The sequence below is a fragment of the Streptomyces sp. NPDC059853 genome, from assembly GCF_042731495.1.
Classification (GTDB): Bacteria; Actinomycetota; Actinomycetes; order Streptomycetales; family Streptomycetaceae; genus Streptomyces.
Genome location: NZ_JBHWJL010000044.1, coordinates 1 through 26,627, shown reverse-complemented (window position 1 = coordinate 26,627; position 26,627 = coordinate 1). Strand labels below are relative to the sequence as shown.

General features: G+C 71.0%; 25 protein-coding genes, 1 tRNA gene and 1 riboswitch. Of the genes, 11 read left to right on the top strand and 15 right to left on the bottom strand.

The features are described 5' to 3' along the window. Window positions 1-28 precede the first annotated feature (28 nt). Window positions 29-925: a lytic polysaccharide monooxygenase gene (locus ACFV5N_RS07615; RefSeq protein ID WP_385595428.1), complete on the bottom strand. Its 897-nt coding sequence runs from the start codon at window positions 923-925 to the stop codon at window positions 29-31. Window positions 926-1,181: 256 nt separating this feature from the next. On the opposite strand from ACFV5N_RS07615, the gene ACFV5N_RS07610 reads away from it, so the two are divergent. Next, window positions 1,182-1,967, top strand: coding sequence for a dienelactone hydrolase family protein (locus ACFV5N_RS07610; RefSeq protein ID WP_385595425.1), 786 nt, complete (start codon window positions 1,182-1,184; stop codon window positions 1,965-1,967). A gap of 144 nt (window positions 1,968-2,111) precedes the next feature. Here ACFV5N_RS07610 and ACFV5N_RS07605 read toward each other — a convergent pair whose 3' ends face one another. After that, window positions 2,112-2,912, bottom strand: a complete 801-nt coding sequence (locus tag ACFV5N_RS07605) for a LysR family transcriptional regulator substrate-binding protein (RefSeq protein WP_385595422.1) — start codon at window positions 2,910-2,912, stop codon at window positions 2,112-2,114. Between the two features lie 29 nt (window positions 2,913-2,941). Here ACFV5N_RS07605 and ACFV5N_RS07600 point away from each other — a divergent pair, with 29 nt between their 5' ends. After that, window positions 2,942-3,394: a DUF5997 family protein gene (locus ACFV5N_RS07600; protein WP_385595419.1), complete on the top strand. Its 453-nt coding sequence runs from the start codon at window positions 2,942-2,944 to the stop codon at window positions 3,392-3,394. Here the strand turns inward: ACFV5N_RS07600 and ACFV5N_RS07595 are convergent. From ACFV5N_RS07595 to ACFV5N_RS07565, 7 genes are all read right to left on the bottom strand, one after another. Next, window positions 3,294-5,354, bottom strand: coding sequence for an FAD/NAD(P)-binding protein (locus ACFV5N_RS07595; protein WP_385595416.1), 2,061 nt, complete (start codon window positions 5,352-5,354; stop codon window positions 3,294-3,296). The genes ACFV5N_RS07600 and ACFV5N_RS07595 overlap by 101 nt on opposite strands. Further along, entirely contained in the window at window positions 5,351-6,124 is a 774-nt protein-coding gene (locus tag ACFV5N_RS07590) for an ABC transporter ATP-binding protein (protein ID WP_385595413.1), read from the bottom strand. The genes ACFV5N_RS07595 and ACFV5N_RS07590 overlap by 4 nt, the downstream gene beginning before the upstream one ends. Further along, the gene (locus ACFV5N_RS07585; RefSeq protein ID WP_385595410.1) at window positions 6,121-7,212 is read right to left on the bottom strand and encodes a FecCD family ABC transporter permease; all 1,092 of its coding nucleotides are present in this window, start codon (window positions 7,210-7,212) and stop codon (window positions 6,121-6,123) included. Before ACFV5N_RS07585 ends, ACFV5N_RS07590 begins: the two co-directional genes overlap by 4 nt. Before the next feature lie 6 nt (window positions 7,213-7,218). Beyond that, a complete protein-coding gene (locus tag ACFV5N_RS07580) occupies window positions 7,219-8,307 on the bottom strand; it encodes an ABC transporter substrate-binding protein (protein WP_385595407.1) in 1,089 nt (362 codons plus the stop codon). A gap of 22 nt (window positions 8,308-8,329) precedes the next feature. After that, complete coding sequence (locus tag ACFV5N_RS07575; protein ID WP_385595404.1) at window positions 8,330-9,496, bottom strand: peroxidase-related enzyme; 1,167 nt, start codon at window positions 9,494-9,496, stop codon at window positions 8,330-8,332. A 91-nt stretch (window positions 9,497-9,587) separates the two neighbouring features. Beyond that, a riboswitch (SAM riboswitch) is annotated at window positions 9,588-9,695 on the bottom strand. Between the two features lie 66 nt (window positions 9,696-9,761). Then, window positions 9,762-10,340: an NADPH-dependent FMN reductase gene (locus ACFV5N_RS07570; protein ID WP_385595401.1), complete on the bottom strand. Its 579-nt coding sequence runs from the start codon at window positions 10,338-10,340 to the stop codon at window positions 9,762-9,764. Window positions 10,341-10,506: 166 nt separating this feature from the next. Beyond that, on the bottom strand, window positions 10,507-10,932 hold the full coding sequence (locus tag ACFV5N_RS07565; RefSeq protein WP_385595397.1) for an ArsI/CadI family heavy metal resistance metalloenzyme: 426 nt from the start codon (window positions 10,930-10,932) through the stop codon (window positions 10,507-10,509). A gap of 73 nt (window positions 10,933-11,005) precedes the next feature. Here ACFV5N_RS07565 and ACFV5N_RS07560 point away from each other — a divergent pair, with 73 nt between their 5' ends. The 7 genes from ACFV5N_RS07560 (at window position 11,006) to ACFV5N_RS07530 (ending at window position 16,499) form a co-directional block, all read left to right on the top strand. Beyond that, the gene (locus ACFV5N_RS07560; RefSeq protein ID WP_385595394.1) at window positions 11,006-11,380 is read left to right on the top strand and encodes an ArsR/SmtB family transcription factor; all 375 of its coding nucleotides are present in this window, start codon (window positions 11,006-11,008) and stop codon (window positions 11,378-11,380) included. Further along, window positions 11,377-12,435 (top strand): ACR3 family arsenite efflux transporter, encoded by a 1,059-nt coding sequence (arsB, locus tag ACFV5N_RS07555; RefSeq protein ID WP_385595391.1) that lies wholly within the window; start codon window positions 11,377-11,379, stop codon window positions 12,433-12,435. Before ACFV5N_RS07560 ends, arsB begins: the two co-directional genes overlap by 4 nt. Beyond that, window positions 12,428-12,841, top strand: a complete 414-nt coding sequence (locus ACFV5N_RS07550) for an arsenate reductase ArsC (RefSeq protein ID WP_385595388.1) — start codon at window positions 12,428-12,430, stop codon at window positions 12,839-12,841. The genes arsB and ACFV5N_RS07550 overlap by 8 nt, the downstream gene beginning before the upstream one ends. A 189-nt stretch (window positions 12,842-13,030) precedes the next feature. Continuing rightward, entirely contained in the window at window positions 13,031-13,309 is a 279-nt protein-coding gene (locus ACFV5N_RS07545) for a hypothetical protein (RefSeq protein WP_385595386.1), read from the top strand. A 137-nt stretch (window positions 13,310-13,446) separates the two neighbouring features. Beyond that, on the top strand, window positions 13,447-13,722 hold the full coding sequence (locus ACFV5N_RS07540; protein WP_385595383.1) for a hypothetical protein: 276 nt from the start codon (window positions 13,447-13,449) through the stop codon (window positions 13,720-13,722). A 513-nt stretch (window positions 13,723-14,235) separates the two neighbouring features. Then, complete coding sequence (locus ACFV5N_RS07535) at window positions 14,236-15,432, top strand: ATP-binding protein (protein ID WP_385595380.1); 1,197 nt, start codon at window positions 14,236-14,238, stop codon at window positions 15,430-15,432. Beyond that, window positions 15,429-16,499, top strand: coding sequence for a ParA family protein (locus ACFV5N_RS07530; protein ID WP_385595377.1), 1,071 nt, complete (start codon window positions 15,429-15,431; stop codon window positions 16,497-16,499). The genes ACFV5N_RS07535 and ACFV5N_RS07530 overlap by 4 nt, the downstream gene beginning before the upstream one ends. Before the next feature lie 341 nt (window positions 16,500-16,840). Here ACFV5N_RS07530 and ACFV5N_RS07525 read toward each other — a convergent pair whose 3' ends face one another. Then, window positions 16,841-18,163 (bottom strand): RICIN domain-containing protein, encoded by a 1,323-nt coding sequence (locus ACFV5N_RS07525; protein ID WP_385595374.1) that lies wholly within the window; start codon window positions 18,161-18,163, stop codon window positions 16,841-16,843. A gap of 100 nt (window positions 18,164-18,263) precedes the next feature. Next, on the bottom strand, window positions 18,264-19,685 hold the full coding sequence (locus ACFV5N_RS07520; protein WP_385595372.1) for an endo-1,4-beta-xylanase: 1,422 nt from the start codon (window positions 19,683-19,685) through the stop codon (window positions 18,264-18,266). A 1,128-nt stretch (window positions 19,686-20,813) separates the two neighbouring features. Here ACFV5N_RS07520 and ACFV5N_RS07515 point away from each other — a divergent pair. Further along, complete coding sequence (locus tag ACFV5N_RS07515; RefSeq protein WP_385595369.1) at window positions 20,814-22,280, top strand: non-reducing end alpha-L-arabinofuranosidase family hydrolase; 1,467 nt, start codon at window positions 20,814-20,816, stop codon at window positions 22,278-22,280. 639 nt (window positions 22,281-22,919) lie between these two features. Here ACFV5N_RS07515 and ACFV5N_RS07510 read toward each other — a convergent pair. Then, window positions 22,920-22,993 (bottom strand) — tRNA-Gly (locus ACFV5N_RS07510). Between the two features lie 66 nt (window positions 22,994-23,059). On the opposite strand from ACFV5N_RS07510, the gene ACFV5N_RS07505 reads away from it, so the two are divergent. Beyond that, complete coding sequence (locus ACFV5N_RS07505) at window positions 23,060-23,275, top strand: hypothetical protein (RefSeq protein WP_385595366.1); 216 nt, start codon at window positions 23,060-23,062, stop codon at window positions 23,273-23,275. Here the strand turns inward: ACFV5N_RS07505 and dcd are convergent. The 3 genes from dcd to ACFV5N_RS07490 form a co-directional block, all read right to left on the bottom strand. Further along, window positions 23,243-23,818, bottom strand: coding sequence for a dCTP deaminase (gene dcd / locus ACFV5N_RS07500; protein ID WP_019432015.1), 576 nt, complete (start codon window positions 23,816-23,818; stop codon window positions 23,243-23,245). The two genes, ACFV5N_RS07505 and dcd, sit on opposite strands and share 33 nt — an antisense overlap. A 17-nt stretch (window positions 23,819-23,835) precedes the next feature. After that, window positions 23,836-24,534 (bottom strand): Yip1 family protein, encoded by a 699-nt coding sequence (locus tag ACFV5N_RS07495; protein WP_385595363.1) that lies wholly within the window; start codon window positions 24,532-24,534, stop codon window positions 23,836-23,838. A 47-nt stretch (window positions 24,535-24,581) separates the two neighbouring features. After that, on the bottom strand, window positions 24,582-26,627 hold a 2,046-nt coding region (locus ACFV5N_RS07490; RefSeq protein ID WP_385595360.1), incomplete at its 5' end, for a (Fe-S)-binding protein.

Below are 26,627 nucleotides of genomic sequence, written 5' to 3'. Positions count from 1 at the left end.
GGGTGATGCCGGGTCGGGGCGACCCGGGTCAGAACAGGGTGCCCGCCAGGGCGCGTACGCCCGCGCCGACCGTCGTGGCGTCCGTGGCCGTGGCCGTGGCGTGGCCGGCGTGCGCGCTGTGGTCGGTGTGCTCGGCGTGCGCCGCCTGGGAGGCGGCGGCCGCGTCGGCGGCGTCGGCCAGCTCGCTGACCTCCTCCGCGCTCAGCGTGTCACCGGAGCCCATGGTGACCTCGCCGTTGCCGCCGTCGAAGACGACGTCGGAGCAGGAGTAGAAGTTCTCCTGGCTGTCGGAACGGATCCAGTGCACGTACAGCATGTGCGTACCGGTCCGCTGCGGCAGCTGGACGTTCCAGTAGTAGTGGCCGCTGTCGGAGCCGACGCTGCCGCGCTGCGGCGGGTTGGTCACGGAGCTGATCTGCTCCAGGTCGCCCCAGCCCAGGGCACCGCCGTTCCAGCCCTGCTTGGTGATGTAGACCTTGAACTCACCCGGGTGGTGAGCCCAGTTGCTGTGCCGCAGCTCGATGTTCGCACCCGAGGTGAGGTGGGTGACCGGCCAGTCGCTGCGGACCGCGTCGTAGGCGGAGAAGTTGAACGGGCCCCGGTTGCCGCCGCTGCACAGCTGCCCGTCGGGGATGTACCCCGTGGTGCGGCCGCCGCCGTTGGAGTCGAGGACGGCGAACCAGTTGTACAGCGGGCCCGTGCCGGTGGCCCGGACCGCCGCCGCACAGGCGGGGTTGGTCGGCATCTGGGTGCCCATGTTCCGCTGGAGGTCCAGGTAACACAGGTAGGTGCGTGCGCCCGGCATCATCGTGGCGCCGTGGGCGGACGCGGGGGAGGGGATCAGCGCGGCGACGAGGCCGAGTACGGCGGCGCCGAGGACCGCCAGTAACCGGGCCCTGCGCGTGGTGGGGGATTGAGTGCTCACGGTTCTCCTTGTGGGGATGGACCGTGACGGGGCATGCGGCAGCACCGGCCCGGTGGGTCGTACGGGCCGGAGGTACCGACGGCCCGTCGCCGGTACTTCAGTCCGTGCATGGGAGCGCTCCCGCACACCAAAATAGCGGCCGACACGGCTTTGCAGAACCCCCGGCGCAGCGGTCGTTCCACCGGGTTGCCGGCGGCGGCGGCGAGCGGGGCGGCGGCGGCCGCCCGGGCGATCGGCCCCGCGCTACGGTGGCCCGGTGACCGCCTCGCTGACGAACGCCGCCGTCCCCACCCCCGACGGCACCGCCGACGCCTACCTCGCCCACCCGGGCGACGGCGGCCCGCACCCCGCCGTCCTCATGTACATGGACGCCTTCGGCATCCGCCCCCACCTGGTCGCCATGGCCGACCGCCTCGCCGCCGCCGGCTGCACCGTGCTGGTGCCCCACGTCCTGTACCGGCAGGGGCCCGCCCCGCTCCTCGACCTGCCCGAGCGCATCGACACCGCCGCCCGCCCCGACCTCTTCGAACGCCTCGGCCCCGCGCTGCGCGCCCTCACCCCCGACGCCGTACGGCGCGACGCGGGCGCCTACCTCGACTGGCTGGCCGCCTCACCGCTCACCGACGGCGGACCGGTCGCCGTCACCGGCTACTGCTTCGGCGCCGGGCTCGCGCTGCGCACGGCCGGCGGCTTCCCGGAGCGGGTCGCGGCCGTGGCCGGGTTCCACGGCGCCCGGCTGGCCACCGAGGCGGAGGACAGTCCGCACCGGCTCGCCGACCGGATCACCGCCGAGGTGTACTTCGGCCACGCCGACCAGGACGCGTCCCTGCCGCCCGAGCAGATCGACCGCCTCGACGCCGCCCTCGCCCGGGCCGGGGTACGGCACCGGACGGAGGTCTACCGGGGCGCGCGGCACGGCTTCACCCAGGCCGACACCGTCGCCTACGACCCGGCGGCGGACGCCCGGCACTGGCGGGCGCTCCTCGGTCTCCTCGACCGGACCTTCCCCGGGCGGGGGATCGACGGGGACTCGGCGCGCTGAGGGCGGCCGTTCCGCCGGTGCCCCCGGGGGCGTACGGGCCGGGACCGCCGCCCGTGAACCGGCCCGCTGGACCGGCCCGCTGGACCGGCCCGCTGGACCGGCCCGCTGGACCGGCCGGGACGGTGCCCCGGCCGGGGCACCCCGCTAACGCGAGGAACGCCGCCCGTTCCGCCCGCCGCCGCGCGGCTGCTGCCGCCCGCCGGAGCCACCCGCGCCCCGGCCACCGCCACCACCGCTGCTCCCGGCCCCACCGGCCGCCGCCCGCCGTTCGGCCCGCGCCTTGGCCTTCGCCCGCGCGCTCAGCTTCCGCTGCGGCGCCTCCGCCTGCCGCCCGCGTGAGCTGTTGACCGTCCGGCCGCGCACGATCCCGATGAACTCCTCCACCAGCTCGCTCGTACGTCCCTCCCGCCACGCCAGCCCCACCCGCGACACGGGCGCGTCCGTGACCGGCCGGTAGGTGAGGTCCCTGCGGTGGTGCAGCCGGGCGAGCGACTGCGGGACGACGAGCACGCCCACCCCCGCCGCCACCAGTTCGACGGCGTCCGCCGTCGTCGCGGGCCGCTCCAGCGCGGGGCGGCCCGGCAGCCGGTCCCACTCCAGGGTGTCGTCCAGCGGGTGCAGCACGAGGTCGTCCGCGAGATCGGCGGCGGTCACCTCGTCGGCCGCCGCCACCACATGGTCCTTGGGGACGATCACCACACTCGTCTCGGTGTAGAGCGGGATGACGCTCAGTCCGTCCCGGTCCGCCGACAGCCGCAGCAGCACCGCGTCCGCCGCCTCCGGCCCGTCCTCGCGCAGCGCCCCGGGCGCCCCGGCCGCCGTCACCCCGGACAGGAGGAGCGGGACCTCCGGCAGCCGCTCCTGCCAGATCCGCACCCACTTGCCGGGCGTCACGCCCGGCACATAGCCGAGCCGGAACGCAGGGGCCGCTTCCGAGTCCGTCACCGCATCAGGCTATCGCTACCCTTGGCGCCATGAGCTCGAACCGGACCGACCAGACGATGAAGCCCGCCACGGCGGCGAAGAAGCTGGGTGTGTACCTCCCCGCCACCCCCGCCGCGTTCCAGGAGGGCGTCGTCACCCGCAGCGAACTGAACGCGCTGCAGGCCGATCCGCCCGAGTGGCTGCGGACCCTGCGCGGCGAGGGCCCCCACCCGCGCCCGGTGGTGGCGGCCAAGCTCGGCGTCTCCATCGCGGGCCTGGCCCGCGGCGGCGTCACCGAAGCCCTCACCACCGCCGAGATCGAGGCCCTCAAGGCCGACCCGCCCGAGTGGCTCCAGCAGGAGCGCGCCACCCAGGCCGAGGTCCGCAAGGAGGCCGCGCGCGTCAAGGAGCAGCAGGAGCAGAAGGAACGGCAGGCCCCGCAGCAGGAGCAGCGGCGGACGAAGGACCGGCGGCCGCAGCGCCAGGACCGCCGGGCGGGCTGACCCCCGCCCGTACGCGCCCCGCCGCCCCCGCGGCGGCGGCCACCGCCGCCAGCACCTGCGCGGCGGCCCGGTCCGCCCCGGCCAGCAGCGGGGACGGGACGCCCGGGGTGGCGCCGATGGCCGAGCCGGGCTGCACGCCCTCCGCCGGGATGCCCAGGACGATCACCCGCTCGTCCGCGACCCCCGCCGCGTCCAGCAGCTGGAAGCCGTCCGGCGTCACATCCAGCGTCCCGCTGGCCGGCCCCGGCCCGCGCCCGCTCGGCCAGCGGTGCAGCCGGGCCCGCCCCGTCCGCAGCAGTCCGTCCAGCAGCGGGTCGTCGGTGTCCGTGACGATCCCCTTCGACATCCGGGTCTCCACGAACGCCCGCGCCCGTACCGGGGCCGTGCGCCGGACCGCCGAGCGGCCGGTGAACGCGCCGTCCTCGTACCGCACCTCGCTGTCCTCGCCCAGCAGCTCCAGCACCCCGGCGTCGATCAGGGCCAGCACCCGTGCGGTGCGGTGCGGCGGCGGCCCCGACGCCAGGGCGAGGCCCAGCGCCGTGAACCAGCCGTCCAGGTCCCGGGCCACGCTCTCCCCGTCCAGCGCCCCGGCGGTGACCAGCTTCCGCACCGGGCCGCGCAGCGCGGCCATGGCGCGGTTGACGGTGTTGCGCGGGTGGCGGAGGGGGTCGTGCATCGCGTCGAGTTCGTCCTCGGCGTGCTCGCGCACCCACCGCCGCCAGGTGCCGGGGTCCACCGGGCCGGGCGCGGGCGGCCGGTCGAGGCGGCCCACGGCCAGGGCGCGGCGCGGGTCGGCGACGGCCCGGGCGACGACCTCGTCCACCGCGGCCTCGTCGGGCGCGGCGCGCAGCCGGTCGAGCAGTTCCGGCTCGCGGGTGCCGGGCACCAGGGCGCCGGGGTGGTGCGCGAGCAGGGTGGACAGATGCGCCCACGCGAACTCGCGGGCCAGCTGCGGCCACACGTCGCGCCGGAAGTCCTGGCCCCGCCCGGCGGCGATGCCCGCGAACCAGTCGCCGGTCGCGAGCCGGGGCACGTACCGGGGCGGGAACCCCGACGCGTACGCCGCCTTCGACCGGTACGGCAGTCCGCGCCGCGAGCCGGCGACCAGCTGCGGCTCGCGCCCGCTGGGGCGGTAGCGCAGCCGGGCGGGCCTGGCCGGGTCCCCGGCGGGTTCGAAGCTGCCGCCGCGGCCTTCGGTGAGCAGCGCGACCACGTCGAAGAAGTTGGCGCCCAGCCCCGTGACCAGGACGGTTTCCCCGCCCGGCACCCGGTCCCAGTCGCGTTCCGCGGGCATGCCGGGTTCGATGTAGACCAGCCCGTCGCGTTCGGCCGCCGCCACCAGGGCGGCGGTCCGTGCCGACCGCTTGGCCTGCACCATGCCCTGGGCGAGCACCACGATCCGGCCGCGCAGCGCGCGCCCGTCGGCCAGCCGTACGGTACGACCCTCGTCGGCGCCGCCGCGGCCGCCCGCGCCGCCGTCGCGCTCCAGCGCCACCGCCTCGCCGCGCACCCGGGTGACCGCGACCCGCCCGGTCGCCTCCGCCCGGGCCAGTTGCTCCCGGTAGTACACGCCCTGGATGCGCCGGGTCGGATAGGACCACGGCCGCAGCGCGGCGGCCTCGGCGGCCACCCACGCCGGACGGTCCGGCGGCGGGCTGCTCTCCCGGGCCCAGGTGATCAGGTCGGGGCCCGGCGTGACGGGGCCTTCCATCGGTGTGGAGTCGTCGGTGTAGAGGGTGGTGTGGGCGCTGTAGGTGTTGTTGAGCAGCAGCGGTGACTGGTCGGTGCGCCAGGTCGCCCCGGCGCCCACCTCCACCCGGTCCAGCACGGCCACCCGCACCGGGGGCGCGCCGTCCGGGTGCCGGGCGGCGAGCCGTTCCACCACCGACACCGCGCGCGGGCCGCCGCCCACGACGACCGCGTCGAAGCCCTCGCCGGTACCCTGCGCCCCGGCCGTCACGCCGGCTCCAGCGCCGAGGGGCGTACCTCCACGCCCTGCTCGCCGTGCGTGACCCGCACGTCGAGCCCGTACACCCGGCTGAGCACCGCCGCGTCGAACGCCTCGGCCGGCGGCCCGTCCGCCACCACCCGGCCGCCGTCCAGCAGGACCGCCTGGTCGCAGAAGTGCGCGGCGTGGTTGAGGTCGTGGATCGCGATCAGCGCGGTGACGCCCTCCTCGCGGGTCACCGACCGCACGATCTGGAGCGTCTCGATCTGGTACCGCAGGTCGAGCGCCGAGGTCGGCTCGTCGAGCAGCAGCACCCGGGGCTCCTGCGCCAGGGCGCGGGCGATCAGCACCCGCTGCGCCTGGCCGCCGGAGAGCTGGGACATCGGGCGGTCGCCGAGCGCGCCGAGCCCGAGCCGGCCGAGGGCCGCCTCCACGATGTCCCGGTCCCGGCGGGTGGGCCGCAGCCCGAGGTGCGGGGTGCGGCCGAGCAGGACGGCCTCCCGTACGGTCTGCTCGAACGGCGCCGGGCCGGACTGCGGGACGTACGCCACCACCCGGGCGTGTTCGCGGCGCGGCGCGGCCAGCAGGTCCCGGCCGTTGAAGAAGACCGAACCGGCGGCCGGGGTCAGCACCCGGGCGATGATCTTGGTGAGGGTGGATTTCCCGGAGCCGTTCGGGCCGAGCAGGGCGCAGAACCCGCCCTCCGCCACCCGCAGGTCGACGCCCTCCAGGACCGGGGTGCGCCGGTAGCCGAACCGGACGGCTGTCACATCGAGACTCACTGCGCGGCTCCTCTCCTGGTCAGGATGAGGTTGATGAAGACGGGCGCGCCGATGAAGGCGACGACGATGCCGACCGGGATGACGGACGGTGCCAGTACGGTACGTCCCACGGTGTCCGCGATCACCAGCAGCAGCCCGCCGGTGAGGAAGGCGAACGGCAGCAGGTAGCGGTGGTCGGCGCCGATGGCGAGCCGCGCGATGTGCGGGCCGACCAGGCCGACGAAGCCGATGACGCCGCAGAAGGACACCACGACGGCGGCCAGCACGACCGAGACGACGATCAGTCCGACCCGTACGGCCGTGACGTTCACCCCCAGGCTCCTGGCGGCGTCGTCACCGGCGAAGGCGATGGCGTTGAGGTCGCGGCTGTACCACAGCAGCAGCGGCAGGGCGGCCAGCGCGAAGGCGCCGACGACGGTGACGTCCTGCCAGCCGGCGTCGTTCACCGAGCCGAACGTCCAGCGGACGATGGCCTGGAGGGTGTTCTCGTCGGCCACGAACTGGAGGGCGGCGGTCATCGCCTCGAAGAGCTGGGTGAGCGCGATGCCCAGCAGGAGCAGGGTGGCGGCGGACATCGCCTTGGCGGAGGCGAGGCCGAGCACCACGGCGGACACGGCCAGGGCGGTGCCCAGCGCGCTGCCGATGACCAGCCACGAACCGGAGCCGGCCGAGCCGCCCGTCAGCAGGATCGCCAGCGCCGCCCCGAAGGCGGCGGCCGGGGAGACGCCGAGCGTGAACGGTGAGACGAGCGGGTTGCGCAGCAGCCCCTGCATCACCACACCGGCCAGCGAGAGCGCGGCACCGGCGGCGAAGGCGAGCAGGACCCGGGGCAGCCGCAGGTTGATGATGATGGAGTAGGTCTGGGCGAAGTCCTCACGCAGCACGCCGCCGAAGACGGCGAGCCGGACGGCCTGCCACACGTCCGCGGGTCCCGCGTTGGCGGTGCCCGCGGTGACGCACCAGCCGGTGATGAGGACGGCGAGTACCGTACCGGCCCACAGCACGCCCGGCCGGCCGCGCCGGCCGGGCCGGGTGGGCGGCGGGGCGTCCGGCGCCGCCTCGCGCGGCGCCGTCCGGGTGAGCGTCATGGCGGGTCAGCCCGCCTTCCGGACGTACGCGTCGGCGCCGGCGAAGTCCTCGATGCCCTGGAACTCCTCGGCCCAGCGCTGGAGGTAGCCGTCCGGGTCGGTGTCGGCGAACGCGTCCGGGTGCAGCCAGGTGGCCAGGTACAGCGCGCCGATGGCCTTCGAGAGGCCGCTGGTGGCCCAGCCGTTGGTGACGAAGACGTTGCCGTCGCGGACGGCGGTGAGGTCCCGCCAGCCGGCCCGGCCGGTGAGGTCGGCGGTGACCGTGTCGAACCTGTCGTCGCCGGTGGGCGCGGCCGAGGGACCGAACTCGTGCACCACGACCTGCGGGTCGCGCTCCAGCAGCGAGGCGGGGTCGACGGTGGTCTCGGCCTGCTGGTCGCCGCCGGTGTCGAGGTCGCCGTAGATGTTCTCGCCCCCGGCGGCGACGATGATCTGGTCGAAGCCGGAGCCGGGCAGGCCGGTGAGGTAGGGCTGTTCGGTCTCCCAGTACACGCGCACCGGTTCCGTACCGGCCACCCGGTCGCTGATCAGGCCGAAGATCTCGTCGTAGAAGGCGGCGACGCGCTCGGCGCCCTCCGGTTCGCCGAAGACCTCGCCGAGCAGGTCGACGGTCTCGTGGAAGACGTCGAAGTCCCAGGCGGTGGCGACGACCACGGGGATGCCGAAGGACTCCAGCTGCCGCGCGGCCTCTTGCCAGGCGCCGTTGCGCGGGATGATGAAGACGTCCGGGTCGAGTCCGGCGACCGACTCGTAGTTGATCTCCTGGAGGTCCTCGCTGACGACCTCGTCGTCGGCTATGCCGAGGTAGGGCAGCCGGGACTGGGAGACGCGGTCGTAGCCGACGACGCGGTCGCCGGCTCCGATGGCCTGGGCGAACTCGTTGCCGTAGCTGTTGAGGACGACGGCGCGTTCGGCCGGCCCGTCCAGTTCGACGGTGCGCCCGGCGTCGTCCACGACGGTCAGCGCGCCCTCGGAGGTGCCGCCGCCGGTCTCCCGCGCGCCGTCCTCGTTCACCACGGTGCCGCAGGCGCTCGCGGCGGACACGACGGTGATCGCTGCGGCGAGGGACAGGGCGCGGGCCATGCGGTGTCTCATGGTGGTTCCGTTCTCCGTGGTCTCAGTGGGAGGCGTCGGGCCAGTAGGGGTCGCCGAGGCTGAGCATCAGCCGGTTGGCCCAGGTGAAGAAGGCGGTGGCCGCGACCAGATCGGTCAGCTCGGCGTCGGTGAGGCCCACGGCGCGCAGCCGGTCCACGTGGGCGGTGGTGGCGCTCACCGGGGTGGTGGCGAGCGCGGCGGCGAACGCGATGACGGCGCTCCAGCGCTCGTCCTGCCCCTCGGCGAGCCCGGCGGTCGCCGCGGGCACCCAGTCGGCGGCGCGCGGCAGCGTGACGCCGAGCAGCCGGTCGACGTCCTGTTCGCGCTTGGACATCTGGGCGGACTTGCGGGCGTGTACGGAGGCGCAGTACACGCAGTCGGTCACCTTGCTGGTGGCGGCGGCGGCCAGTTCGCGCTCGGCGCGCGGCAGGCCCTCGCGGGTGGCGAAGATCGCGCTGTCCAGGGCGGTACGGGCCGCCAGCACCTTGGGCAGCCGGGCCAGCAGCCGGAAGTACTCGCCGTTGGTCTTGCCCCGGAAGGAGTCCTCCTGCTCGGGGGTGAGTTCGCCGACCGGGACCGGCGGCACCCAGGCGGTCCAGGAGAGCAGTTCGCGGGTGTACTCCACCGGCCGTTCCCGGCCGTTGGAGGCGGTGCGGGCGCGGCTCTTGGTCCGGCCGTGCCCGGGGGTGGTGCGGGCGGGCGGCTGGTACGGGCCGGGCTCGCGGCCCTGGAGCAGCCGCAGGCCGAGGATGGCGCGGGCCTGGAAGGCGGTGAACGCGGCGGTCTGGGAGAGGGTGACGATCGCGTCGGGGGACCAGCCGGTGCCGGTCAGCCGGGCCAGGTCCTCGCGGGTGGCGAGCGCGGGGGAGACGGTGATGAGGTCGATGTGCGCGGCGGCGGCGCGCAGCGCGGGGTCGGCGGGCAGGTCGTCGCCGTACAGCGGGTCGGCGCCGCGTTCGGTGTGGTGCTCGACGAGTTCGGGGACCCCGTGCCAGCGGGCGGCCAGTGCGGCGAGCCCCCGGCGTACCGGGGCGCTCACCGGCGCGGGCCCGTCGAACAGCGCCTCCCCGGCCTCCTGGGCGCGGCGCACCACCAGCGGTTTGCCGGCGCGGGCGGCCGCGATCCGCTCGTCCAGGGCGGCGAGCCGCCCGATGTCGTCCGGTTGCGTGGTGTCGCCGGTGGTGCTCATGGGTCCGCCTCGTCGTGCAGGGTTCGCAGGGGCGACCGCGACACGCGGCAAACGCGCCGGCTCCGTCCGGGAGGGAGCCGGGAACTCGTCAGGAGCACGCTTGCCGCATCACCGCAGCCGGGTCTTTCCCCGGGGGCACCCCACCGTGCAGGAGGGTTGCCGGCCAGCTAGCCGGGACTTCGCGCTGGCACTCTTGACCTGCGCGTCACCCTAGCCACAGCGACCACAGAGCGAAACACCTGTCCGGCATACGAGAAACGGCTGGTCAGGCCCGATAGGACCGGGCGCCGCGCCCCTCCCGGAGGGTCAGGGCCCACCACCCCAGCTGATCGAGCAGCGACCGCGCCGCCCCCGCGGCCTCCTCCTCCCCCGCGCCGCCGAAGTCGTCCCAGGGGCCGTGCCCGTGGAAGCTGACGGTGTTCCGCACGGTGGTGGCGTGCAGTTCGGCGAACACCTGCCGCAGATGCTCGGCCGCCCGCAGCCCGCCGGAGATCCCGCCGTAGGACACCAGGCCGACCGGCTTGGCGTGCCACTCGGTGAAGTGCCAGTCGATGACGTTCTTCAGCGCGCCGGGGTAGCTGTGGTTGTACTCGGGGGTCACCACGACGTAGGCGTCCGCGGCGTGCAGCCGTGGCGACAACGCGTCCAGCGCGTCCCGGGTGGCCTGTCCGGGACTCCCGGACATCGAGGTGGACAGGGCGTAGTCGGCGACATCGATCTGCCCGACGGAGAACTCCCCGTGCTGCCGCGCCTGCCCGGCGAACCAGGAGGCCACGACGGGTCCCACCCGGCCCTCCCGCACACTTCCGGTGATCACTTCGAGTCGCATGGCCTCGCTGGTCATGATGGATCGTTCCCTCCTGCCGGCCCGGCGGCCCGGCGAAAAGCGACAGTGCGACCACGCTAGAAGTTCAAGAAACCTTGAAGTCAAGGATGTTGCGCGGGGAGCGTCCGTCTCACCATCCGGACGCTCCCCTGGACGCCGGCGCTCGTCACCGCGCGCGCCGCCGCTACCGCCCGCTGGCGCAGCATGCCTCCGGCGCCGCGGCGGCGCTCCCGCCCAGCGTGTCGGCGTCCGCCTTCACGACGTACACCTCCCAGGGCTCCCGGCCGGGTCCGTGCACCCAGACCTTGTCCTGGACGGCGTAGCAGCAGGACGTGTCGTTCTCCTCGAAGGTCGCCAGACCGGACTCCTTCAGCCGCCCGGCCGCCGCCGTGACCTCCTCGGCGGACTCCACCTCCACGCCGAGATGGTCGAGGCGGGTCTCCCCGTCCGGCGCGCCCTCAAGGAGAACGAGCTTGAGCGGAGGCTCGGCGACGGCGAAGTTCGCGTACCCCTCGCGCCGCTTGGCGGGGCCGGTGCCGAACAACTGGCTGTAGAAGGCAATCGAGGCCTCCAGATCACTGACGCGCAGGGCGAGCTGAACGCGGGACATGGCGTGGCTCCCTTGTATCGACGACTGTCGATGCAAGCTTGTGTGCTGTATCGAAAACTGTCAACATAGAAGCATGTCGAATCAGAGCCCGGAGTCCCCGTCCCGGAGCGACACCTGCTGTCCCCGCCTGCTGGAGACACCACTGGATGAGGCCCAGTCCGCCGAACTGGCCCAGGTGTTCAAGGCCCTGGGCGACCCGGTCCGCGTGCGCCTGCTGTCGATGATCGCCTCACAACCCGGCGGCGAGATCTGCGTCTGCGACCTCACCCCGGCCTTCGACCTCTCCCAGCCGACCATCTCGCACCACCTGAAACTGCTGCGGCAGGCCGGGCTGATCGACTCCGAACGACGCGGCACCTGGGTCCACTACCGGCTGGTCCCCGAAACGACCGACCGCCTCGCGGTCATCCTCACCCGCCCGGCGGAACTGCCCCTGACCACCCGGTGACCGGCACTCCGCGGCTGTCCTTCACCGACCGCTACCTCACCGTCTGGATCCTCGCCGCGATGGTGGCCGGCCTCGGCCTCGGCCGCTTGGTCCCCGGCCTGGGCGACGCGCTCGCCGCGGTGACCGTGGCGGAGGTGTCCCTGCCGATCGCCCTCGGCCTGCTGGTGATGATGTACCCGGTGCTGGCCAAGGTCCGCTACGACCGCCTGCACACCGTCACCCGCGACCGGCGACTGCTCCGGACCTCCCTGGTGCTGAACTGGATCCTCGGCCCCGCGCTGATGTTCGCGCTCGCGTGGACCTTCCTGCCGGACCTGCCCGAGTACCGCACCGGCCTGATCATCGTGGGCCTCGCCCGCTGCATCGCCATGGTCATCGTCTGGAACGACCTGGCCGGCGGCCACCGCGAAGCGGCCGCCGTCCTGGTCGCGCTGAACTCGCTCTTCCAGGTGATCGCCTTCTCGGCCCTCGCCTGGTTCTACCTCTCCGCCCTGCCCGGCCTGCTGGGCCTGGAACGGACCGGCCTCGACATCTCCTTCGGCGAGATCGCCCGCAGCGTGATCATCTTCCTCGGCATCCCGCTCGCCGCCGGCTACCTCACCCGCCGCACCGGAGAACGCGCCCGGGGCCGCGCCTGGTACGAGACGACGCTCCTCCCGCGCCTCGGCCCGCTCGCCCTGTACGGACTGCTGTTCACCATCGTGATCCTCTTCGCCCTCCAGGGCGAGGCCATCACCTCCCGCCCCCACGACGTGGCCCGCATCGCCGTGCCCCTGCTGCTCTACTTCGCCCTCATGTGGACGGGCGCCATGCTGCTGGGCCGCGCCATCGGCCTGGACCATCCCCGCACCACGGCCCTGGCCTTCACCGCGGCGGGGAACAACTTCGAACTCGCCATCGCCGTCGCCATCGCGACCTTCGGCGCCTCCTCAGGCCAGGCCCTCGCGGGCGTCGTCGGCCCGCTCATCGAAGTGCCCGTGCTGATCGGCCTGGTCCACGTCGCCCGGTACGCCCGCCGCTGGTTCACCACCGAGAGAGTTCCGGCCCATGCCTGACCCCACCGTTCCGTCCGTGCTCTTCGTCTGCGTGCACAACGCCGGCCGCTCCCAGATGGCCGCCGCCTTCCTGACCCACCTGGCGGGCGACCGCGTCCGGGTCCGCTCCGCCGGCTCCGCCCCCGCCGACACCGTCAACCCGGCCGTCGTGGCGGCCATGGCGGAGTCCGGCATCGACATAGCCGCCGAGACCCCCAAGGTGCTCACCACCGAAGCGGTGCGGGACTCCGACGTGGTCATCACCATGGGCTGCGGCGACAGTTGCCCGGTCTTCCCGGGCAAGCGCTACCTCGACTGGCCCCTCGAAGACCCCGCAGGCCACGGCCTGGACCAGATCCGCCCCCTCCGCGACACGATCGAACACCGCGTCCGCACCCTGCTGACGGACCTGGGCATCCCGGCCTGACCCATCCGAACCCTTCGGCCCCCACGAGCCGGCCCGCCACCGCGCCGCGCGCCTCGCGTGAGAAGAAGTGCACGCGCCTGAGGCGGCCGCGCCCTGGGTCACCTCATTGGATCAGTCCAGCAGGGCACCCCTCCAGCAAGCGCGGGTAGATTCGCGATAACCAATGGGCGAGAAAAGGAAGTGGTGGCAGTGACTCAGGTCAATACGCCTCCCGACGCGCGCGTCGGAACAGGGAACTGGTGGGGGATGGCCGAAGTGCGGAGGGCTGGTGTGGGCAGCGACGGCAAAGCCTGCTTGTGGCTGACCGGGGAATCGGGCGGCATCAAGATAGACGGATGGTACTGGGGAGCCAAGCCTGAGATGGCGATGGTGGGAGAATTCGCCATCGTCTATGGAAAGAAAGTGGAGGTCGGCCTCGTCAATCACGAGGCGAATTCCGACATCTACAACATCCTGCTCGCACGATGACGGAGGGAGCCGCGCGTGCTCCGCCGGCCCGTGGCCAGGCGCATACGCCTGTGGTCGCCGCCCGGACGCGCGGCGCAGCCTCGCGCGGTACGGCGCTCCCGGTACAGGCGGACAGTTGATCTGTGTGAGGTGAGACCATGGGCGCCGGCGAAGCCGTCGATGGCGGTCGGACCAGACGGAAAGAATTCTCGACCGACAACCTCAGAACGATCGCCGGTGTGGCCGCGGTCATTGTGGGTGACGCGGTCATCGGAGCTGTCGCCCTCGTGGCCGTATTCCATACCGATGGGCAGGCGCAGGCGGCGTTCCTGGCCAGCGCCTTCACCGCGATCACCGGAATCACCACGGCGTACTTCGGGATCAAGGCCGTGAGTAACACGGCACAGAGAGGACTGGAGCGCGCGAAGGAGTGACCGGGCGAGGCGCGAAGACCCCGGAGCTGGAGCTGGCCGGTCCCGGAGCCAGGACTGAGCCGTTCGTGCGCCCAACGGTTGCGCGCGTTCAGCGGATGCGAAAACGGCGAAGGCCCAGGTCAGGGATGGTGTCCTTGACCTGGGCCTTCGTTGCAAGAGTGGGCGCCGAGTACCGATTGCCCGCGACAAGCCCGCTGCGGTACGCAGCGGTGGAACCTGTTCTGCGGCCACTCATCACGGCGGCCCGTTTGCAAACGTCCGCGCCGTCCTGGCACTGTCCGCCCTGACTGGCACGGATCGGGCTCCCGTGTGTGGGAAGCCGTCGTCTCGCTCGCGCTCGGGTGAAGCTTGCGGTTCAGTGGCGGCGGATGCCGACTCGACGGCCCTTGCCCGGCACGGTCGGGACGGTCTCCGACGGAGTCCGGGCCGGCTGAGAGGGCTGGCTCGCGCGCCCGGAAGCCAATCGTCCGGGCTTTCCGGCCGGAGCGCGGGTTCGCAGGGCAGAATGAGGCCGTGAGCGACGAAGACGTGGATCTGGCTGACCTGCTGGGAACCCAGGAATCGGCCTGCCTCGAGTTCAAGCGCAGTCCGAAGCGCGAGGGCAAGCGGGGTGACGCCATCGGCAACGCGGTGTGCGCTATGGCCAACGATCTGAGTGGCCGTGGCGGGGGTGACATCCTCGTGGGAGTGGACGACAAGGGTCTGCCTGTCGACGACATCGATCTGAGCGATCGCGCGCTCCTCCAACTGACCGAGATCCGGGACTCCGGCCTCATCCTGGACCGTCCGTCTCTCACGGTCGAGCGGGCCGTCTACCGAGGCAAGCCGGTCGTCCGGCTCCGCGTGGCCGCATCCGCGACCCCGCCGGTACGGTTCGACGGTGTCATCTGGGTTCGCCCAGGCCCCACCACGCGTAAGGCCAACCGGGAGGACGAGCGGGTTCTCACCGAGCGCCGACGAGCCAAAGACCGCCCCTTCGACACGCGGCCGTTGGAGCTGGCTCACGTGGATGACCTGGATTTGGATGTGTTCCGGCAGTCATATCTGCCTTCCATGGTCGCCCCGGACGTCATCGAGGAGAATGGGCGGCCCACCGATCTTCAGCTTTCCTCACTCCACCTCATGACCCCCGGCGGCACACCGACCACGCTCGGTGTATTGGCCGTAGGACTCGACCCCACGAGTCATGTACCGGGGGCCTACGTGCAGTTCGTCCGCTACCAGGGGAGTGACCTGGACGCCCCCATCGTGGATGAGCAGGAACTCCGGCAGAACCTGGTAGGACTCTCGGCCCGCCTGGAACCCCTCATGCGTAGCAATCTGCGCACGAGGCTCGCGGAGGAAGGGTTCCGGGAGACACCTCGTCCGGACTATCCGCTGGAAGCACTGCGCGAGCTGTGCATGAACGCGCTCATGCACCGGAATTACGAGACGTCCTACGCGCCGACCCGGATCGTCTGGTTCGATGACCGTATCGAGATCACCAACGCCGGCGGACCGTTCGGGCAGGTCCGGGACGACAACTTCGACCGTGTCACTGACTACCGCAATCCGTCCCTTGCCGCCGCGATGAAAGGGCTCGGATATGTGAACCGGTTCGGCCGGGGTATTGGGCGAGTGAGGAGGGCGCTGGAAGACAACGGGAATCCTCCCGCCGAGTTCCAGGTGGACGATTCATCGTGGGTCGTCGTGGTCAGGAGGGCTGCATGACATCGATCGCGTTGTTCAACAACAAGGGGGGTGTGGGAAAGACCACCCTCACTTACCATCTGGCCCACATGATCCGGCGCCTCGGCCTGAGCGTTCTCGCAGTCGACCTGGACCCTCAGGCGAACCTGACCTCCATGTGTCTGGACGAGACGGAAATCGAGGAGCTCTGGGAGAACCCTTCCGAGCTCATCAACCAGGGCGCGGTACCGGCTGGTCTCCCCGGAGTCGGACGGGTTCGCAGCGGGCAGACCATCGCTGATGCCGTCCGTCCGATCCTCGAAGGAATGGGTGACATCGCGGCCGTCGAGCCTGCCAGGCTCCAGCCGGACCTCTGGTTGCTGCCTGGCAGCCTCGATCTCAGCCGCTTCGAGGACAAGCTGTCCAATGAATGGTCTCGTGCTTATGCGGGCGACATCGCGGCCATTCGTACATCGACGGCGTTCCATCGGATCATGGAACAGGCGGCGCAGACAGTGGACGCCGATGTTGTGCTGATCGATGTCGGCCCCAACCTGGGAGCCATCAACCGGGCCGCTTTGATTTCCGCCGACACGGTACTGATGCCGTTGGCCGCAGACCTTTTCTCACTCAAGGGACTCAGTAACCTGGGGCCGACACTGCGCCAGTGGCGCGCCGACTGGCAACAACTCGTCCTCCCCAGGGTGCCGCAGAACATCTCCGCGCCCCAAGCCGAGATGCGTCCCCTCGGGTATGTGATCATGCAGCCGGAGATGCGCCTTGACCGGCCGGTCAAGGCGTACGAGCGGTGGCTCAAGCGGATTCCCTGGGTCTACTCCTCGGCGGTTCTCGACGAGATGCAGCCCAATGGGGATGATGACCGGCACCGCATCGCGACCATGCGGAACTACCGCAGCCTGATGCCTCTGGCGCACGACGCGAGGAAGCCCATGTTCGATCTGAGGCCGGCCGACGGCGCCCTTGGCAGCACTCAGCAATACGTGAAGACCTGCTTCAAGGAGTTCCACACGCTGTCCCGCGAGGTGCTCGCGCGGATCGGCGAGCCTCTGGAGAAGGACCCCTCAGTGGCACCGGTCGGCCCGAGCTAGGTGTGTTGTTCGGGGAGGTTGGTGACGCGGTCGGCGGGTGTCCGGCCGACGGTTACGGCTTCGAACGCGGCGAGGGCCCAGGCCGCGGACGGTGTCCTTGACCTGGGCCCTCGTCCTACGAGCGGGCGACGAGAATCGCACTCGCGCTCCGATCCGGGAAGCCCTGAGCTCTTGGCGGGCCCATGGTCGCCGACCCGCCGGACCGCCGCCGACGGCGACCGTCCGGGCAGGCCACGGAGAACCGCCGTTGACCGTGAACGGCCGCCCTGACGGGCACGCATCGGGCACGGCTCACCGGGCCACAGGGGCCCGCGCGGCCCGCCGAACCATACGCGGGTGTGTCACTCGAACTGTGCGAAGAACCTCCAGATCTCTCCCTTGGTCCAGGTCGCGACGCCGCTTTCGTTGGGGGAGCCGTCGACCGGACCGGGGATGTGGCCTCCGTCGAACGCCGCCCACTGGACCGGGTACCCGGCACGGCAGTTCGCGTACGTGGTGGTGATGTGCGTTCGGCTGCCCGGCGCGGGCTCGCGCGGGCTCTGGGCAGTGCAGCCGTTGTTGCTGACGAACCTGTCGCGCAGGGACCGTCCTTGCGCGATGTTGAGAACGGAGTCGCTGATGCCGTGGATGCCGAAGTAGGCGATGGGCTGGTTGCCGCCGCTGCACCCGCTGATCTGGGCGCCGGCGATGACCGCCACGGCCCTGAAGTCGTTCGCCCGGGCGCAGGCGAGTGCGTAGCTCATGCCGCCGCCCCAGCTGAATCCCGTGGCGAAACGCTGTGCCGGGTTGACGCAGAGGCCGGCCTCGATGCGCCGGATCATGTCGTCGACGAAGGTGACGTCCTCACCGCCGGCATTGGCCCAGCCGTTGCCGAGGCCCTGGGGGGCGACGAGGATCGCGGTGTTGTTCGACTGTTCCTGCTGGCCGTAGTAGGACCAGGCGTTCCCGCTCGTTCCGCCGGAGGCGACATCCTGGGCGGTTCCGCCTCGCCAGTGGAATGCGAAGATCAGCCGGTAGGGACGGTTGTTGTCGTAGTTGTCGGGGACTCTGAGGATGAAGCTGCGGCTCTTGCCGCCGCTCTGGATCGTGTGCGTGCCGCTCGTCAGACCCGGGGTGCTGCCGCATCCGCCCTCGCCACCGGACGACAGCTTGATCATGCGCCATTGCTGGTTGGTGCCGCCCCAGTCGGCGTACTGGATGATGCCGCCGCCGTCGGCGGTGGAGGCGTCCCGCACCTCTACCGCCTTGCCGCTGCCGCGGTTGATCAGCCGGACGTGGTCCGCGTCGGAGTCGGCCAGCCGGAACTGCTGGTTGGCCCCGTTGTGGTCGGCCCACTGCTGGACCGCGGCACCGTCGGCGGTCGAGGCGCCCGCCACGTCGAGAACCTTGTCCGAATGCCGGGCCTTGAGCCGGTAGAAGCCGTTGCCGGCGTCCACGAACCGCCACTGCTGGTTGGTTCCGTCGTGGCGCGTCCACTGCTGGAGCGCGGCGCCGTCGGCGGTCGAGGCGCCCGCGACATCCAGTGCCTTGCCGCTGTTGCGATTGACCAGGACGTACCAGGCGCCTGTGTCCACCGCCGCGGCCTCGGCGGACGCCGACAGCCCCTGGGCGGGCGTGGTGATCACCGAGGTGAGCAGACCGGTCGCGAGGACCGTCGCCAGCACCGCGGTGATCCTCGACCACCATCGGGATCCGTGTGGGCGGGCGGAGCGAGCCGCACCAGAGATCTTCATCGATGCACTCCTTTGTCAGCGACGGGCCCCATCAGGTGACGGTCCAGCGCTGGTTGCTGCCGTTCCAGCAGGAGTAGAGCTGGAGCTGGGCGCCGTTGCCGGAGCCTGTGGCGTCGAGGCAGAGGCCGGACTGGACGCCGACGATGGAGCCGTCGGAGTTCACGCGCCATTTCTGGTTGTCGCCGCCCCAGCAGCTGTAGATCTGGACTCTGGTGCCGTTGCCGGTGCCGCCGGCGTCCAGGCACTTGTTGCCGTAGACCCTGAACTCGCCGCTGGCGGTGTGCGTCCACTGCTGGTTGGTGCCGCCGTGGCAGTCCCACAGCTGGACCTGGGTGCCGTCGGTGGTGCTGGAGTTGGGCACGTCCAGGCACCGCTCCGAACCGACGCCCCTGATCCGCCCACCCGGAATGGGCGTGGACGAGCCGCCGTTGAGCGCGTTGAGGACGGCGTCGTAGGCGGGCTTCTTGCTGCCGTCGTTGTTGAACAGCAGCGGCGTGTGCTGCGATCGCCAGGAGTCGCTGTCGCGCACACCCCAGACGGTGATGCCGACGCAGCGCGCGACCGCCAGGCAGTCATTGGTCACGTTGGCGTAGGTCGTGGGCGAGGCGCCCTGGATGTCGAGCTCGGTGACGGACACGTCGACGCCGAGCGCGGCGAAACTCTGCAGGGTGGTGCGGAAGTTGCTGTTGTAGGGGTTGCCCTCGTTGAAGTGCGCCTGGAAGCCGACACAGTCGATCGGCACGCCGCGCTGCGTGAAGTCCCGGACCATGGCGTACATGGCCTGCGTCTTGGCCGCGTTCCAGTTCTCGACGTTGTAGTCGTTGTAGCAGAGCTTGGCGGCCGGGTCGGCGGCGCGCGCGGTGCGGAAGGCGACCTCGATCCAGTCGTTGCCGGTGCGCTGGAGGTTGGAGTCGCGCCGGGCTCCCGAACCGCCGTCGGCGAAGGCTTCGTTCACGACGTCCCACTCGGCGATCTTGCCGCGGTAGTGGGTCATCACACCGGTGATGTGGTCGGTCATCGCCCGGCGCAGCTCGCCGCCGCTGAGGCTCTGCATCCAGCCGGGCTGCTGGGAGTGCCAGGCCAGGGTGTGGCCGCGCACCTGTTTGCCGTTCTGCACCGCCCAGTTGTAGACGCGGTCACCGGCGGTGAAGTTGAACTGTCCCCGCTGGGGTTGGGTGGCATCGATCTTCATCTCGTTCTCGGCCGTCACCGAGGTGAACTCGCGGTTCGCGATACTCGTGTACACCGAGTCGTTCAACCTGCCCGAGGCGATGGCGACGCCGAAGTAACGATCGCTCTGCGCCGCCGCGGCGCCGAGCGTGCTCTCGGCGGCGTGCGCGCTCGGCGGGGTGACCAGGGCACCGACCACCCCGAGGACGCCGACGATCAGCGCTATCAGGAGACCGCGGAACGTCCGGCGGGCGGTGGGTGGGGAGAGGGCGTACGAGCCCATGACTGTGCCTCCTGGGTAGACGTCACGGAAGGGCTGAAGTGCGGCGGAGGCGTCGTGCGCCCCCCCCGGGGCGGGGGGCGGGGGGAGGCCGCCCCCCGGCAAAAACGGGGGAGCGGGCCCCAAGGGCGCGCCGAAGGACAGTGGCTTCGGCGGGGACGATGAGCGACGACGACGCCAGGCCGTAGTGGACGACCACGGCCGCGCGTACCGGACGCGGGGCCGTGGCGGGGGTGCGACAGAGGCATGGGGTACTCCATGGCGGCTCAACCGGCGGACCGCCACGCGGCGTCGCTTACCTCTCCAAGGGTGCGAAGAGCCAGGATGCGCTGGCGTGGAACTCACCGGACCGGAAATGGGGTGACGCGGGTGCTGTGGTGCGCGGCTCTGCTGTGCACCGCGGATTGCCCGGGGCGCACTGTTCGACGTTCGAAAGGCGACTGCCCTCTCAGGCAGCGAGATTGAGGGATTGACAGTGGATCGTCAATCTTCCTCGCGGAACGTTCCGCATCTCGACCGAAAATTTCCGGAAGCCCGGCGAGCTCGACGGGGGCGGCCGGACCCCCAGCGCCGCCGTCGGTGGGGGCCGTCGGCACGGGCCCCGGCGAAAGGACCGAAACAGCAGGTCGGCGAGCTCAAGCGGTCCCTGAGGCGACAGGCCCAGGTGCCGGCCGGTCGTGCGAGGTCGCGTGCCGGCCGGGGTCGGACGTCCTCCCTCAAGCCCGAAGGAGAGGCGCTGTTTGTGGACAGATAGGTGACAGGCCTTGACCGAGAGGTCACATGTTCCTACCTTGTGGCGCCAAGGAGTCCGTGAAGTTTCGTAAGTTTTCGGTGCTTGACGCTTCCCGCCCCGGAGGTCTCCATGGCCAACACCCACCGGACGCCCAGTGGATCCGCTGGTGTGACGGCCCCCTGGCGGTAGCCGTCACAACGGGTCATCAGCTGGGACGGCTGAAGGCTGGAGGTATCTCTCGTCTCCGTCCACGGCGAAACGCTCCGGCTGAGCGCCCAGCGCACCAACTCTTCGGCATACGCGGCCGCTTTCGCACCTCTCCCGTCCCTGACCCCCGGGGCGGCCGTTGCGGTTCATCGGGGTCACCCCACCCCCGACCCCAGAAAGGGATGCCTCTTATGTGGCTTCGCCGTACGTCCCCGCTCCGCCTGAGACGCCTGCTCGCCGTCCTCGCGCCCTTACTGCTCGTGGCCACCTTCCTCGGTGCCCAGCCCGCCAGCGCGGCGACCGTCGACCCCAACGCCTCGTATGTGCTGGTCAACCGCAACAGCGGCAAGGCCCTGGACGTCTACAACCAGGCGACCGGCGACGGCGCCCGCATCACCCAGTGGGCCAGGAACGACCAGGCCCAGCAACAGTGGCAGTTCGTCGACTCCGGCAACGGCTACTACCGCATCAAGTCCCGCCACTCCGGCAAGGTCCTGGACGTCCACAACTGGTCCACCCAGAACGGCGGCTCGATCGTCCAGTGGGCCGATCTGAACGCCACCAACCAGCAGTGGCGGCTGGCCGACAGCTCTGACGGCTACGTGAGGTTCATTTCGCGCCACAGCGGCAAGGCCCTCGAAGTACAAGGCGCCTCCACCGCCGACAGCGCGAACATCGTCCAGTACGACGACTGGAACGGCGCCAATCAGCAGTGGCAGCTCGTCAAGGTCGGCGGCGGCAACCCCGGACAGTGCGCTCTGCCATCGACCTACCGCTGGACATCAACGGGCGCACTGGCGCAGCCCAAGCCGGGATGGGTCTCGCTCAAGGACTTCACCGTCGCCCCCTACAACGGCCAGCACCTCGTCTACGCGACGACGCACGACACAGGGACGCGCTGGGGTTCGATGAACTTCAGCCTGTTCGGCAACTGGTCGCAGATGGCCTCGGCCAGCCAGAACACGATGTCGGCCTCCACCGTCGCGCCCACGCTCTTCTACTTCGCGCCGAAGGACATCTGGGTGCTCGCCTACCAATGGGGCAGGACCTCCTTCTCCTACCGGACCTCGAGCGACCCCACCAACCCGAACGGCTGGTCGGCCGAGCAGGAGCTCTTCTCCGGAACCATCTCCGACTCCCCGACCGGTCCCATCGACCAGACGCTCATCGCCGACGACAGGAACATGTACCTGTTCTTCGCCGGCGACAACGGCAAGATCTACCGGGCCAGTATGCCGATCGGGAACTTCCCGGGCAGCTTCGGCTCGACCTCGACCGTGATCATGAGCGATACGCAGAACAACCTGTTCGAAGGCCCGCAGGTCTACAAGCTTCAGGGTGAGAACCGCTACCTCATGATCGTCGAGGCGATCGGCTCGCAGGGCCGCTACTTCCGCTCGTTCACAGCCACCAGCCTGAACGGCTCGTGGACACCCCAAGCCGTGTCCGAGAGCAACCCCTTCGCCGGCAAGGCCAACAGCGGCGCCACCTGGACCAACGACATCAGCCACGGCGAACTGCTTCGCACGAGCCCCGATCAGACCATGACCATCGACCCCTGCAATCTGCAGTTCCTCTACCAGGGGCGCAGCCCCAACTCCGGCGGCGACTACGGTCTCCTCCCCTACCGCCCAGGCCTGCTGACACTGCAGCGCTGACGGCGTGACACGACTCCGGCTCCGACATGGAGCCGACGTGGCGGGCTCGGCCTTCCGCCGAGCCCGCCCGGTCACGCGACAACGTCAGGACTCACCCACGGCGACCGAGCGCGGGCCGCGCCACGCTCACCAACCCGGGCGTTCCCACTACAGCGTCTCGGCCCCGACCACCGCGGTGACGGAGAGGAGACCCGGTGGGCGAGCGGGTCGAGAGGGCCCCGGACTCCTGAGCCACGTGGTGGTGATGCGCCGAGATCCCGCCTCCGCGGTGATGCGATGTCCTGACCGGCCGGTTCCAGGCCGGTCTTCAGACCGGAGACTGCGGCAGGGGCGCTTGCCGCTCACACGCCGCATCCGCTCGGCGACATCCTTCCGCGCCGAGCGCACCGCCAGAAGGAGTCTTCCCGGTGCTCGGGGCGGTGGGCACTCGAAGCACTGGTATGCGGTGCCGATACGCGTGGTGCGCATCCCGCACCATGTGTGTCGCGCACTGGATACCGGCGGTATCCGGCGGCCACGCACGAGCTGTGGGCGCGGCATCCGGCGCCCAGGGGCTCCCTTTGGCGCGGATCCGGCACGTGACCCCATGCCGGCCTCGCACAGCAGAAACCCCCAGGTCGCTGACCTGGGGGTCTGAGATGGAGCGGGCGACGAGAATCGAACTCGCGCTCTGAGCTTGGGAAGCTCATGTTCTACCATTAAACTACGCCCGCCGGGAGCTGGAGCTAGTTTAGCGCATCCCGGGAGTGGCTGGGGACCGGTGTCGGTGGCATCCCTTAGTGTGGCGGCGTTGTCGGCGTCTCTGGAGGGGTGCTTTGCAGGTCACCGTTGTCCGTTGTGCCGAGGGGCATGTGTTCGCCGCCCCCCGTTTCCCGCTGCGGCAGCTGCGGCGGGACCGGATCGGGCCCGCGCGGTTGCTGAGGTGTCCGCGGTGTGCCCGGCTGCGCAGTGCCGTGCCCGTCTCAGACCTGGGTGCGGTGGAAGTTCAGGTATGACCGGGAGGGGGTCGGCCCTCGCTGGTTCTGGTAGCGGGAGCCGACCCCGCTCGATCCGTAGGGGTGCTCGGCCGGCGAGGTCAGGCGGAACATGCACAGCTGGCCGATCTTCATCCCCGGCCACAGCTTGATCGGGAGCGTCGCCACGTTGGACAGCTCCAGCGTCACATGGCCCGAGAAGCCCGGGTCGATGAAGCCGGCCGTCGAGTGGGTGAGCAGGCCGAGCCGGCCGAGGGAGGACTTGCCCTCCAGGCGGGAGGCCACATCCTCGGGGAGCGTCACCACCTCGTAGGTCGAGGCCAGGACGAACTCCCCGGGGTGCAGGATGAACGGCTCGTCGCCCGCCGGTTCGATCACCCGGGTCAGGTCCGGCTGCTCGACCGAGGGGTCGATGTGCGGGTAGCGGTGGTTCTCGAACACCCGGAAGAAGCGGTCCAGCCGTACGTCGATGCTGGAGGGCTGCACCATCGACGGGTCGTACGGGTCGATCCGTACCCGTCCGGCGTCGATTTCGGTCCGGATGTCCTTGTCTGAGAGAAGCACCCCCGAAGGCTACAGCGTCACAGCGTGCCGAGTTTCACCAGCATCAGCAGCGACAGCAGCTGGATCGCCGACGCCGCCAGGGCGCGCGGCCAGGGGAGTTCGTGCGAGCGGGCGACCATCATGGTGAAGAGCGCGCCCGCGAACAGCCAGGTCGCCCAGCCCAGTATCTGGACCACCGGGGTCGCGCCGCCCACGAAGATCGCCACCACCAGCCGCGGCACATCGGTGAGCGCCATGATCAGCATCGCGAGCCCCGTGGTCGGGGCCCACAGGCCGTTGCCGCCGAACTGCCGGGCCAGGTTGTGGGTCACCGTCGACAGCAGCAGCGACCCCAGCACCATCGCGACACCGGTGATCAGCAGGTAGATCACGGCGTTGGAGACCGTGGTGTTGAGTATGTCCTCGCGCGCCTTGTCCAGGCCGAAGACCGCCACCGTGCCGTACAGGAACGTGACGATCAGGGCCGGGCCCCACATCGGGTAGTCCCGCATCCGCCAGAACGTCGGGTCCGGCTTGAGGATCAGGGACGGCAGCAGTTCCTTCCACGGCAGCGGGGGCTGCGGGGGCGGGGGAGGGGGCTCCGCCGGGCCGGCCGCCGCCGGCGTCCCGTAGCCGTAGCCGTCGCCGTGTCCGTCGTCGTAGTACGGCTCGGCCTGGTACGGCGACGGATACGGCTGCTGCGGTTCTTGCTCGCGCTTCCTTCGTTGTCCGGGCACAAGTACGAACGTACCCCCTCCCGGCCCCCTCCCGATCCCGGTCCGTGTCAGCTGACGGGGTTCTCCACGGTGGACTCCGGCTCGGCGTCGGCCACCGGGGTTTTCACCGAGGTCAGCAGCAGCTGTGCCACGTCCACGACCTGCAGGTTTTCCTTGGCGGCACCGCTTTCCTTCTTGCCGTTCACCGAGTCCGTCAGCATCACGAGACAGAAGGGGCAGGCGGTGGAGACGATGTCCGGGTTGAGGGAGAGCGCCTCGTCGACCCGCTCGTCGTTGACGCGCTTGCCGATGCGCTCCTCCATCCACATCCGGGCGCCGCCGGCGCCGCAGCAGAAGCCGCGTTCCTTGTGGCGGTGCATCTCCTCGTTCCGCAGCCCCGGCACTTTGCCGATGATCTCGCGCGGCGGGGTGTAGACCTTGTTGTGCCGGCCCAGGTAGCAGGGGTCGTGGTACGTGATCAGGCCCTCGACCGGGGTGACCGGGACCAGCCGGCCCTCGTCGATCAGGTGCTGGAGCAGCTGGGTGTGGTGGATGACCTCGTACCGGCCGCCCAGCTGCGGGTACTCGTTGGCGAGCGTGTTGAAGCAGTGCGGGCAGGTGGCCACGATGCGCTTGACGGGGACGGTGCCGAACGCCTCGTTCAGCGTCTCGACGTTCTGCCGGCCCAGCTGCTGGTACAGGAACTCGTTGCCCAGGCGCCGCGCCGAGTCGCCGGTGCAGGTCTCGTCGCCGCCCATGATCGCGAACTTCACGCCGGCGGTGTGGAGCAGTTCGGCGAACGCCTTGGTGGTCTTCTTGGCCCGGTCCTCCAGGGCCCCGGCGCAGCCCACCCAGTAGAGGTAGTCGACCTCGGTGAGGTCCTCGACGTCCTGGCCGACGACCGGGACCTCGAAGTCGACCTCCTTGGTCCACTCCAGGCGCTTCTTCTTGGCCAGGCCCCAGGGGTTGCCCTTGCGCTCCAGGTTCTTCAGCATCGTGCCGGCCTCGCTGGGGAACGCCGACTCGATCATGACCTGGTAGCGGCGCATGTCCACGATGTGGTCGACGTGCTCGATGTCCACCGGGCACTGCTCGACGCAGGCGCCGCAGGTGGTGCAGGACCACAGCACGTCCGGGTCGATGACGCCGCCCTCGGCCTCGGTGCCGATCAGCGGGCGCTCCGGTGCCTCCTCGCCGGCCAGCAGGTAGGGGGCCTTGGCGTGGGCGTGGTCGCGCAGCGACATGACCAGCAGCTTGGGGGAGAGGGGCTTGCCGGTGTTCCAGGCCGGGCACTGCGACTGGCAGCGGCCGCACTCGGTGCAGGTGGAGAAGTCGAGCAGGCCCTTCCAGGAGAAGTGCTCGACCTGGGAGACGCCGAACTGGTCGTCCTCGCCCGGGTCCTCGAAGTCGATGGGCTTGCCGCCCGAGGTCATCGGCTGGAGGGCGCCGAGGGCGGTGCCGCCGGTGGCCTCGCGCTTGAACCAGATGTTGGGGAAGGCGAGGAAGCGGTGCCAGGCGACGCCCATGGAGGTGTTGAGGGCGACGGTGATGGCCCACACCATCGAGACGCTGATCTTGATGAGGGCGACCAGGTAGACGAGGTTCTGGAGGGTGCCGACGCTCAGTCCGTCGAAGGCGGCGACCAGCGGGTAGGAGAGGAAGTACGCCGCCTGGTAGCCGTCGGCGTGGTGCAGGGCGCCTTCCAGGCCGCGCAGCAGCAGGATGGCGACGCCGATGGTGAGGATGACGTACTCGACGAAGTACGCCTGCCAGGCCGTCGAGCCGGTGAAGCGCGACTTGCGGCCCGCCCGGGCCGGCAGGTTCAGCAGCCGGATCGTGATGAGGACGAGGATCCCGGCGACGGTGCCGGCGGCGAAGAACTCGGTCCACATCTCGAACGGGGTGAAGCCGCCGATCACCGGCAGCAGCCAGTCGGCGCGGAAGAGCTGGCCGTACGCCTGGACGAGGGTGGGCACCAGGGTGAGGAAGCCGAGCGCGACCAGCCAGTGGGCGACGCCGACGATGCCCCAGCGGTTCATCCGGGTGTGGCCGAGGAACTCCTTGACCAGGGTGAGGGTCCGCGCCCCCGGGTCGTCCGTCCGGGTGCCCGCGGG